This window comes from Bifidobacterium callimiconis, from assembly GCF_003952005.1.
GTDB classification, from domain to species: Bacteria; Actinomycetota; Actinomycetes; order Actinomycetales; family Bifidobacteriaceae; genus Galliscardovia; species Galliscardovia callimiconis.
In genome coordinates, this window is record NZ_QXGJ01000003.1 from 299,093 (window position 1) to 307,424 (window position 8,332).

7 protein-coding genes are annotated in these 8,332 nt (G+C 63.0%); 4 read left to right on the forward strand and 3 right to left on the reverse strand.

All coding sequences use genetic code 11. From position 1 onward, the window contains the following. Positions 1–19: 19 nt before the first annotated feature. From D2E23_RS04655 to D2E23_RS04670, 4 genes are all read left to right on the forward strand, one after another. A complete protein-coding gene (locus tag D2E23_RS04655; RefSeq protein ID WP_241227210.1) occupies positions 20–1,726 on the forward strand; it encodes a VWA domain-containing protein in 1,707 nt (568 codons plus the stop codon). After that, positions 1,726–2,412, forward strand: a complete 687-nt coding sequence (locus D2E23_RS04660) for a 5-bromo-4-chloroindolyl phosphate hydrolysis family protein (protein WP_126029813.1) — start codon at positions 1,726–1,728, stop codon at positions 2,410–2,412. The genes D2E23_RS04655 and D2E23_RS04660 overlap by 1 nt, the downstream gene beginning before the upstream one ends. Continuing rightward, positions 2,409–3,509: a substrate-binding domain-containing protein gene (locus D2E23_RS04665; RefSeq protein WP_164520673.1), complete on the forward strand. Its 1,101-nt coding sequence runs from the start codon at positions 2,409–2,411 to the stop codon at positions 3,507–3,509. Before D2E23_RS04660 ends, D2E23_RS04665 begins: the two co-directional genes overlap by 4 nt. A 125-nt stretch (positions 3,510–3,634) precedes the next feature. Next, positions 3,635–4,777 carry a toxic anion resistance protein gene (locus tag D2E23_RS04670; protein WP_126029815.1) on the forward strand — a complete coding sequence of 381 codons (1,143 nt, stop codon included), beginning with the start codon at positions 3,635–3,637 and terminating at the stop codon, positions 4,775–4,777. A gap of 174 nt (positions 4,778–4,951) precedes the next feature. On the opposite strand, the gene D2E23_RS04675 is transcribed toward D2E23_RS04670, so the two are convergent. The 3 genes from D2E23_RS04675 to D2E23_RS04685 form a co-directional block, all read right to left on the reverse strand. Beyond that, positions 4,952–5,878, reverse strand: a complete 927-nt coding sequence (locus D2E23_RS04675; RefSeq protein WP_126029851.1) for a metal ABC transporter solute-binding protein, Zn/Mn family — start codon at positions 5,876–5,878, stop codon at positions 4,952–4,954. Between the two features lie 737 nt (positions 5,879–6,615). Beyond that, the gene (locus D2E23_RS04680) at positions 6,616–7,059 is read right to left on the reverse strand and encodes a Fur family transcriptional regulator (protein WP_126029816.1); all 444 of its coding nucleotides are present in this window, start codon (positions 7,057–7,059) and stop codon (positions 6,616–6,618) included. Between the two features lie 284 nt (positions 7,060–7,343). Next, positions 7,344–8,186, reverse strand: a complete 843-nt coding sequence (locus D2E23_RS04685; protein ID WP_206431992.1) for a sugar phosphate isomerase/epimerase family protein — start codon at positions 8,184–8,186, stop codon at positions 7,344–7,346. Positions 8,187–8,332: the final 146 nt, after the last annotated feature.

Genomic DNA, 8,332 nt, shown 5'->3' on the forward strand with positions numbered 1-8,332 from the left:
CGCATCGATAACACAGGCATTGAGAAAACGTACGGTCGCGGTGGTGGCGACGGTGCTGGCCACGGCCATGATGCTGGCCGGATGCGCGGGCGGCAACGATAACGCGAACGGCGGATCCGGCAACGTGTCGGACGGCTCGTATTCCACCACGCCGACGTCGGGCGACGTCAAGACCCAGGAGTTCAAACCCAAGTCCGGCTCCCCCACCGCCACGCTGAAGATCGCGTCGGGCTCCGAGAACCGTGAGGTGGCGGGCGCGATCCAGAAGGCCGCGGACGACTCCAAGGTGGCCGTCACGCTCGACTACATGGGTTCGCTCGACATCATGAACACGCTCGAGAACGGCGGCGGCGACTACGACGCCGTATGGCCGGCGTCGAGCATGTGGATCTCGATGGGCGACACCAAGCACATCGTCAAGAACACGCAGAGCACGTCCACCACGCCGATCGTGTTCGGCATCGCGAAGAAGAAGGCCCAGCAGCTCGGATGGGCGAATGACGACGGCACGACCAAGTCGGTGGCCACGACGGACATCATCGACGCCGTGCAGTCCGGGCAGCTGAAGTTCTCGATGACCAGCGCCACGCAGTCGAACTCGGGCGCATCCGCCTATCTGGCGTTCCTGACCGCCATCGCCAAGACCGGTCAGGCGCTCACGCAGGACGATCTCAACAAGACCGACGTGCAGAACTCGGTCAAGACGCTGCTGTCGGGCGTGGATCGTTCGTCCGGTTCATCCGACTGGCTCAAGGACATGGTCGTGGCCAACCCCGACCGGTTCGATGCGATGGTCAACTATGAATCGCTGGTCATCCAGGCCGACAAACAGCTGACGAAGGACGGCAAGGATCCGCTCGTGGCGATCTACCCCGCCGACGGCATCGCCGTGTCCGACTCGCCGCTCGGCTACGTGGACCGCGGGCAGAAGACCGACAAGGCATTCGGCGAGTTCAGCAAGGCGCTGCAGTCCAAGAGCGCCAAGCTGCTGTTCGAGGAATCCGGCCGCCGTACCGGCCTCGGCGGCGTGCTCACCTACGCCGACAACGCCAAGGTGAAGGACTCGTTCCGCTCCGAATGGGGCATCAACACCGCGTCGTCTGCACTCAAGACCATCCCCATGCCCTCGGCCGACGTGATCGACTCGTCGCTGCGCGTCTACCAGACCATCCTCAGGAAGCCCAGCTGGACCGTATGGGTGGTGGACTACTCCGGATCCATGGACGGTTCGGGCAAGGACGGCGTAGTGCGCGGACTCAAGGCGGCGCTCGACCCCGATCAGGCCAAGCAGGCCCACATCGAGCCGGGCAACGACGACGTGAACGTGCTCATCCCGTTCTCCTCCGACGCCTTCAGCCCCACCAAGACCACCGGCGCCGACACGAGCGCCATCCTGAACACGGGAGCCGACACCCAGCCGAACGGCGGCACCGACATCTACGCGGGACTCGAGGCCGCGCTGAAGGACAACATGCCCAGCGACTTTTCCAAGTACACCACGGCGATCGTGCTCATGACCGACGGCCAGTCGCAGACCGGCAACAAGGACGCGTTCACCGCCGACTACAAGGCCAACGGCCATGAGGTGCCGATCTTCCCGATCATGTTCGGCGAGGCCGATCCCAGCCAGCTCAACGAACTGGCGAGCCTGTCGAACGCCAAGGTGTTCGACGGTCGCACCGAGGATCTGGCCACCGTGTTCCGTCAGGTGAAGGGATACAACTGATGCTCAGCGTCATCGCCAGCTTCGTCGCGGGCCTGGTGCTCGCACTACTGGGATTCTGGATCTGCGGCGGTGGAATCCCCGGAATCGTGGTCGCCCTGATTCTGGCCGTGGCCGGCTATGTGGGCGTGGGCTTCCTCACCCAGCCCGAGCGCAAGCTCGGTCAGGTGCTCGCCTCCGCCATACCCAACGGGCAGAAGGCCGTGGAGGCCATCGACGCCGCCAATGCGAACCTCAGCGCCATCGGCAAGCTGCGCTCCCAGGTGCGCGATCAGTTCGTGGGCAAGGAGGTCGACGACTTCGCCGTGGCCACGCGCGCGCTCGTGCAGTTCGTGGAATCCAACCCGCAGTCGTACGACACGCTGCGCCACTACGTGAACGTGTACGGCGTGCAGACCGAGAAGCTGCTGCGCGGCTACGTGGAGGTAGAGCAGTCCGGTGCCACGGATCAGATCAGCAAGGCGCGCGCGGAGACCATCGAGGCGCTGCAGGTGCTTGAGCAGACGGCGGCGGGTGAACTGTCTCGCGCGGTGGAGGCCAAGACGCTCGCCCTGTCCGCCGATTCCGACGCGATCGTTCGTCTGGCGAGCATGGACGGATACACGGCGACGGCGACGCAGGGTGCGCAGCACGAACACACGTCGGACGGCAACGTGCAGGGGTCGAACGTGCAGGGAGGAAATCGGTGAAAATCGGAAAATCGAAGATCATAGGTCTGGCCGCGCTGCTGGTCGTGGTGCTGGTCATCTGCGGCGCTGTGGCGTTCCGCGGATGGCAGCAGAAAAACACGCCCACGCCGGTCAAGACCGAAACGGTCACCGGATATCTCGGCGGTGAGAAGATCAGTCTGTTCGAGGACCAGAAATTCCTTGACCTCGCCAAGAAGAACGGCCTGGACGTCGACTACCGCAAGGCCGGATCGCTCGACATGATGACCGCCGACCGCAGCGGCATGAGCTACCTGTTCCCCTCGTCCAAGGTGGCGGTGGAATATGGCAAGGCGCAGAAGATCGACACGTCCGGCGCCGACATCGTGTTCAACAGCCCGATCGTGATCTACACGCACAAGCAGGTGGCCGATTCGCTCGTGGCGAGCGGTCTGATGAGTCAGGAGAACGGCGTCTACCACATCGACATGGCCAAGGCCGTGGACGCGATGAAGAACAACAAGAGCTGGGCCGACGTGGGTTGGTCCGGCGGATACGGACAGTTCCGCATCGACTCCACCGACCCGGTGAAGTCGAACTCCGGCAATGAATACGCGGCACTCGTGGCCGACGTGCTCAACGGCGGACAGCCGGCGACCACCGATTCGGTGCAGCGCGACGGCGCCACCATCCAGGCGATCTTCGGCAAGTCCGGCTGGATGGACTCCAGCTCGGAGGACAGCTTCAACCAGTTCCTTACGCTCGGCGTGGGCTCCAAGCCCATGATGATCGGCTACGAGAACCAGGTGCTCGATCTGGCCGTCAACCAGCCCGACGCGTGGAAGCAGGTGAAGGACGACATCGTGATCGTCTACCCCACTCCCACCGTGTGGAGCACGCACATGCTGATCCCGCTCGACGACAAGGGACATAAGCTGCTCAATCTGCTGAAGAGCGACGATGTGCAGAAGCTGGCATGGCAGCAGCACGGATTCCGGTCCGCGAACTTCAGCGGAACCGACGGCATCAAGCGCTTCGGCGTGCCGGGCACGGTGGATCAGGTGACGTCGGTGACCGAACTGCCGAGCAACGACGCCATGCAGGCCATCATCGCCATCCTGCAGAAGCAGCAGGGCTGAGGGCTGAGGGAACAGTCCTCCGACTCCCCTCGCTGAGGGGAGCTGTCGGCAAAGCCGACTGAGGGGAGCCACCAGCCGCAATCCCCCCCCCCCACAACGTTCCGTATAGAAAGGCTCAATCAATCATGAAGGAAATCTCACTCAGCGACCTCGCCGGATCGAACACGACCACCGGCTCCGATCTGACGACCCCCACCACGGCCGAAGCGGACGTGGCCGTCACCCCCGACCAGCAGATCGCCAAACTGAGCCCGGCCGATCAGGCCCGGGTGGTTCAGCTGGCCGAATCGCTTGATCTGACGCGTTCGGGCATCGAATCCTCCTACGGCAAGGACGTGCAGCGCGCCACCTCGAGCTTCGCCGACGACATCCTGTCCCACACCCGTTCCAAGGACGCCGGACAGGCGGGCGAGCTGCTGCAGGGACTGCTCGTCACCGTGGATGAGGCCGAGCTCAGCGGCGTGAAGAAGATCCCGATTCTCGGCACCGTGGCCGTGAGCATCGCCAAGCTGCGCCGCCGTTACGAGAAGGTGTCGTCGCAGATCGACGACATCGTCAGTCAGCTCGAGCGGGCGCAAAGCCAGCTGACGAGCGACATCAGCATGTTCAACACCATGTATGACCGCAACGCCGAGCAGTACCGCGATCTCAAGATCACCGTGCTCGCCGGAAAGAAGGCGCTCGACGACTTCAACACGAACCAGCTGCCCAAGCTCGAGGAGCAGGCCAAGGCGTCGCAGGACCCGATGCAGGCGCAGATTCTTTCCGATTTCAAGGCGAAGCTGGAACGGTTCGCCAAGCGGCTGGATGATCTGGACCGCGTGAGCGTGATCTGCCTGCAGACCGCGCCGCAGATCAAGATCATCCAGAACGCCGACCAGATGGTGTGCGACAAGATCGACACGACGATCTCCACCACGATCCCGGTGTGGAAGAGTCAGATGGTGATCGCGCTCGGTCTGGAGAACCAGCGTCAGGCGCTCGAACTGCAGAAGAAGACCGACGACGTGACCAACCGGCTCATTCAGGCCAACGCCCGTGCGCTGCACCAGAGCGCCGTGGAGGCGGAGAGGGCGAACCAACGTTCCGTGGTGGACATCGAAACGCTGGAGAAGGTCAACTCCGAGCTGATCTCCACGCTGCGCGAGACCGTGCAGATCCAGCGCGAAGGCAAGGCCAACCGCGAGGCCGCCGAAGTGAAGATGCGTCAGCTCGAAGGCGATCTGAAGAACGCGCTCATCGAAAACGCCCAGTCGCTGGGCCGGTAGTCGGCGCGGATTCTGACCGTCGTGGCGGACGGGCAGACAGACGGATGGAGTGCGTCTCATCGGCGAGATCACCTCATCCGTCCGTCTACGACGGCCACCTTCCCCTCAAGGGGAAGGAAAAGGTGGAGAGCCTGACTGATCTTCCCCTCAAGGGGAAGGAAGAGAGAAAGCCCCCTACTGCTTGACGGCGGCAGCGAAGTCGTCGACGAGGGCGCCCATCCAGTCGGTGAGGTCGTCGTATTCCTTGGGCATCTGCTCGGTGAGCTCGACCGTGGGCACGGAGCCCTTCTTGGCGGCGTCGATCAGCTGCTTGGTGGTGGAGTCCTCCTCCTGGGTGTTGAGCACGAACGTCTTGATCGAACCGGATTCGAGCGCATCCACGAACGCCTTGATGTCGGCGGGCGACGGTTCGCTCTCATTGGCGCTGGCGTTCTTGTAGCCGTCGGTGGTGGCGTCGGTCATGCCCAGATCGTCGGCGAGGTACCAGGCCACGGATTCGCTGGCGGCGTACGGCACGCCCTGGGTCGTGGCCTTGGCGGCGTCGATCTTGTCCTCGACCGCCTGCTCCTTCTTCTCCCAGGCCTCGTGCTGCTGCTCGAAGTACTCCTTCTGGTCAGGCAGGGCCTTCACATAGGCCGCGGTGATGGCGTCGGCGGTCTTCTCACGCACATCGTGCGAGAACCAGACGTGCGGGTTGTCTCCGTCCTTCTTTCCCGCGGTTTCGGCGGCGTCCACCACGGTGGCCTTGGTGGCGTCGGCGGCCTTGGACGCCCAGGAGTCGTAGTCGGCGCCGTTGACCACGGCCACCTGCGCCTTGGAGAACACGGCGATGTCGGAGGACGTGGGCTCGTAGTCGTGCGCCTCCACGTTGGTGGCGGTCATGATGGACTTGACGTCCACCTTGTCGCCGCCGAGATCACGCGCCACCGATCCCCACTGATTGATGCTGGCGACCACTTCGATCGTGCCGTCGGCGTTCGCGGACGCGTTGCCGTCGACGGAGCTCGAGCCGGCATTGCCGCAGGCCGCGAGCCCGCCGATCATCACCAGCGCAGCAACGCCGGCCACCACTCGTTTCAGTCCATTGGACTTTGCGCACATCTTCTCCATCATCATGGCATTCCTCATCGTCTATCGTTGTCGGAATCAACCGGATCAATCCATATTGATATCCGTTATCAATAACTGCGATGCTCAGTATACATGCCTTAATGAGATTCATTATCATCAGCGTGTCGAGCACAGCCATCGCGCATTCAGCACGCACCCAACGCGCGTATCCACACGGCACACAGCCACACACCATGCATCCGCACGGCACGCATTCGCACGATGCGCATTCAGCACGAACCCAACGCCATGCAGTCACATGGCACGCATCCGCACGGCATGCATCCATCCAACGTGCACATCCACACGCCATACATCCAACCCACGCCCTCACTCCACCTTCGACGGCACATCGTTCCCACTGCGCACCGTTTTCACAGCGCAAAACACCCGAAATCAGCAATTCACAGCACGAAACACCCGCCGCACCCCTATTGAAACTTCCGTTTGACGCTGTGAATCGCCGATTTGCTCGCTTTGCGAACATGGCCGGCCACGATGCGGACACAATGAGTGCAGATACCTTGACGCGGGAGCATTTTGGGGCGCCAAATACCTGAATTCTGCTCTTTGGGGCGTCAAATTCCCGAAAATCGGTGCGAAAACGGGATGTTGGCACCCCAAAGAGCAGATGTTCTCATACTGCAAACAACCTTGTCCACGATGCGAATGCATTCAGGCTCAGGCAAACCTGCCCGGACGGATCTAAGTGGATTCCAGCGCCCGCTTCAGACCGTCGCCGGATCCACGCCCGTACGCTCACTCCCCCGCTTGGATTCGGCGGCGCACTCGGCGCAGATGCCGAAGATCTCAAGGATGTGGTGACTCACGGTGAAGCCGTTGTCGCGCGCCACCTTGCGGAACCATGCCTCGCTCGGCGGTTCGATGTCGATGGTCCTGCCGCAGCGTTCGCACACCAGATGATGATGGTGCCGGGTGGCGTCCTCGCCGCAGTCGCGGAACAGCTGCTCACCGCCCATGCGAATGGTGTCGGCCTCCCCCGCCGCAGCCATGGCGTTGAGCTGACGGTACACGGTGGCCAAACCGATCTTGGAGCCGGAGTCCTGCAGTCGACGATGCAGATTCTGCGCGGAGACGAAGTCGTCGGTCTGTCGCAGCGCCTCACGAACCGTCTCCTTCTGAACCGTTCGCCTCGTCTGATGCTCGACCATGCATACTCCCGTTGATCATTGCCCCGAAATATTCCGCGTTCCATCATAGGCCACGTCCGGCCGGGGAGAACCGAAGCGAAAAGGAAAGGCCTTCGTTCCAAGGATGATTCGGAACGAAGGCCTGATAACCGATCACAGAATACGTTGGATATGGATAGACGGCGGATGAAGTGCATGACATCGCGTGCGGCGCATCATGGCATCCGTGGCGCACGATCACCTCATCCGTCCGTCTTCGACGGCCACCTTCCCCTCAAGGGGAAGGAAAGGCGGGAGGCTAAGGATCAGAGCGGCCAGTAGGGGGCTACTTCCTTGTCGAAGGCGTCGGACACCTTCTTCGCCACGACGGCGGGGTCGGTGTCCCAGATCTTCTGGTTGAACAGCTCGCATTCGATGTCGCCACGCCAGCCGGTGTTCCATACGGCCTCGGTGAGCGGCTTGAAGTCGATCACGCCCTCGCCCATGTAGTGACGGCTGAGCAGCGGGTCGGCCTCGAGCGGGGTCTTCCAGTCGCACACCTGATAGGTGGCGATGCGGCCCTCGCGACCGGCGCGGGCGATGGACTCCTGCACCTGCGGATCCCAGAAGATGTGGAAGGTGTCGACGGTCACGCCCACGGCCTTCGGGTTGAACGGCGCGGCGATGTCGAGCGCCTGGCCGAGCGTGGACACGCATGCGCGGTCGGTGCAGTACATCGGATGCAGCGGTTCGATGGCCAGCGTCACACCGGCGTCGAGCGCGTCCTTCTCGAGTTCGGCGAGCGCCTCGCCGATGCGCAGACGGGCGCCGGTCAGGTCCTTGGAGCCTTCCGGCAGGCCGCCGACCACGAGTACGAGCACGTGGCAGTCGAGCGCCGCGGTCTCCTCGATGAGCTTGCGGTTGTCGTCGATGGATGCACGGCGGGCCGGGCCCTCCTCCATGGTGAAGAAGCCGCCGCGGCACATGGTGGATACGCGCAGGCCGGAGTCCTTCACCATCTTGACGGCGGTGTCGAGGCCGACCTCCTCAACGGGTTCGCGCCACAGGCCGATGCTCTGGTAGCCAGCCTCGGAGCACACGCGCAGCGCGGTGGCGAGATCGGCGTACTTGATGGTGGCCTGGTTCATCGAAAGAATTGGATTCGTCATGATAATGCTTCTTTCGTTAAGTGTGAGGAGTACATGCGCGCCCTCGTCGAGCACAAGCCCTACCCGTACGACTTCGAATCCGGCGCCCGCGGCGTGCGTCTGGCCTCGCTCGGCTACGAAAGCGCCAAGGAAGGCCGCAAGATCGA